A 2,196-nucleotide genomic window follows, 5' to 3' on the forward strand; every position below is an offset into this window, starting at 1 on the left:
GGAGTGGAAACAGTTCGACAGACCACCGAGATAGCCTCAAGCGACGGGGATTCGCCCAGGTATCCGCATGCCTTGGCGGTTCACGCTCGAGGTCGGCTGCAGTCCGCGCGCTCACGGTCTCATCCTGCCACGAGCGGCCGGCGATCAGAATTGTGCCGATACCACGAACCGATCCACTCGGCGTTCGGGCCCCGGACCCCGGAATTGACGAACGGAGCGAGGCCTGCCCCCCACCGGTTGCAGGCGGACTGTAAACCCGAATTCACCGCGCTGCCCGAAGAGTTCACTGCACGTCGCCGGTCGGCCGTAGACCATGACCGGCTATCGGGCAGCGGGCGCGGCGGCTCGGGCGAGTACGGTCGCAAACGCGAACGCCCACACCACAAGCACCGCGGCGCCCACGACCAGACACACCAGCACCGCATTCAGGACTCGATCGGGAGCTCTATCTCCCGAATCGTGGACCGCCGATCGGGACCGGTTCCACGCCGTCGGCATCGGTGACGATGCCGAGCTCGCGACCAAAACCGTGTTAGCGCAGAGCATGATCGAACGCGCGCTCGACGCGGAGGTGCGGTTCGCGTGGCTCACCGCGGACGAGGCCTACAGGCAGATTAATTCCCTGCGGGTCTGGCTCGAGGAAACGAGGTGCGTCGTACATGCTGGCTACGGCCGGGGCGACGACGTGTTCACCCGGACGGGCGCAGCGGCCGGGCGGACGAGACGATCGCCGCGGGCCCGCCGAAGCAGTGCCGCCGAATCTCCGGCGACGGCACGCGCGGACGACACGAGCATTCCTGGGTGCGGGTGCCGATGCGCATCGCGTAGGCGCCCGGACGTAGGCACTGGCTGCCTGCGAGGCGCGGTCGAGTTCGGGGAGCTCGTCGACCGTGACAGCGAGTGCCTCAGCGGCCATGAGGGCGCGGGCCGCTGTGTGGGGCGTGAGCGAGCACCCACGCGGCGACATGCACCTCTCACTGAGGGCTGCCCTTGTCTTTCCAACTCGACGACACACATAATTCGGATCGCGAGTTTCGAGTTACCGAATCGAGATAGGTCGGGATCCAGACCGTAAATGATCTTGAATGGTCGGCTCATCCACGCGAAAGAATGACACTCATGGAATTTCCCGCGAGGAAGCGACGCGGCGGAGACACGAGGAAGATCCGGTACAGCGAAAAGAGCCCCGCAGGCGACCTACGAACCCATTTCCTTCGCCAAAGAGCCAATTCAAGCCTCTGGCAGCGTTACTAGCCGCTGAGTGACCCAGCAGAACCCGACAAGAAGTCGAGTGCGCCGAGAAGGGTGGAGACGTTCGAGAAGAAGTCGGCCAAGAAAGCGAGGTCCATTTGTAACTCCAGTTCGATTGTTCAGAGAATCGTGACACACGGCACACGATGTGAATATTTATACCGGCCCGATAACAATTCCGCAACGGCACATTGCGGTCAACCAGCAACGAGTGACATCAGCACCCACCGGAAGAGCGCAGTCAGGGGCGAACCCGGCACCCCGGCTCGTAGTCACTTCGGACCAGAGCTCGAATACACCGATCCGCTGACCCGGTGAACGAGGTGCACCCGCACACACGATCGAAATGGTGGAGTTCCATACCACGGCGGATTCCGGCAGATCAGCCTCCTCTCACACTCAGAGTCGGTGACGCAGCAGTGTTCCCGGCACACACGTGGGAGCAATGGCACATCCCGCGATACGTACGCAAGCACGCAGTTCTGCGGCCCCACACACGGCCGATCTACGCCAGCCTCGGCGGCGCGCACATCGAGACCAACTCCACCCCATCGCCGCGGCGCAGCAGCCTCCTGGCGGGAACGACACCCGGACGCTGCCCGGCACCGGCCATTCTGACCCCGACGACACCGAGGCTCACACACCCGCACCGGTGCGCGTGAAGCAGATCCGGTCACCGGCCGTACACATCCGCCGTCGTGACCTTGCGGTCGTCGGCGACGTCCGGATGGTGAACTTATCGGTCTGCGGGGAGCATGTACAGGTCGTGTTGGCAGCCTGAGCGGACTAATCCTGACGGTCGGGCGATCCGGTGACGGGAACGTCGGTGCGGGCCGCCCGGATCCGCATCATGCCGGGACGCCGGGTGGTCGGCATGATCCCCGGCAGTAGGAATCCCCACATCTCGTCGACCCGCTGCTCGAGGTCCACGCGATGGGCCAGGAC

At 64.3% G+C, this 2,196-nt stretch carries 1 protein-coding gene and 1 pseudogene; one reads left to right on the top strand and one right to left on the bottom strand.

Features of this window, described 5'->3' with window-relative positions; translation table 11 throughout:
* The first annotated feature begins 313 nt into the window (after positions 1-313).
* Positions 314-1,075 carry a transposase gene (locus AC1D1G_RS44590; protein WP_477956871.1) on the top strand — a complete coding sequence of 254 codons (762 nt, stop codon included), beginning with the start codon at positions 314-316 and terminating at the stop codon, positions 1,073-1,075.
* 962 nt (positions 1,076-2,037) lie between these two features.
* On the opposite strand, the pseudogene AC1D1G_RS44595 reads toward AC1D1G_RS44590, so the two are convergent.
* Positions 2,038-2,196, bottom strand: a pseudogene (locus tag AC1D1G_RS44595) (ScbR family autoregulator-binding transcription factor); the annotation flags it as partial.

The organism is Rhodococcus sp. P3_B8, from assembly GCF_056402775.1.

What these genes read in the sequence shown, in the direction of transcription:
- AC1D1G_RS44590 (WP_477956871.1), top strand. Translation starts at nt 314, where the DNA reads ATGACCGGCTATCGGGCAGCGGGCGCGGCGGCTCGGGCGAGTACGGTC.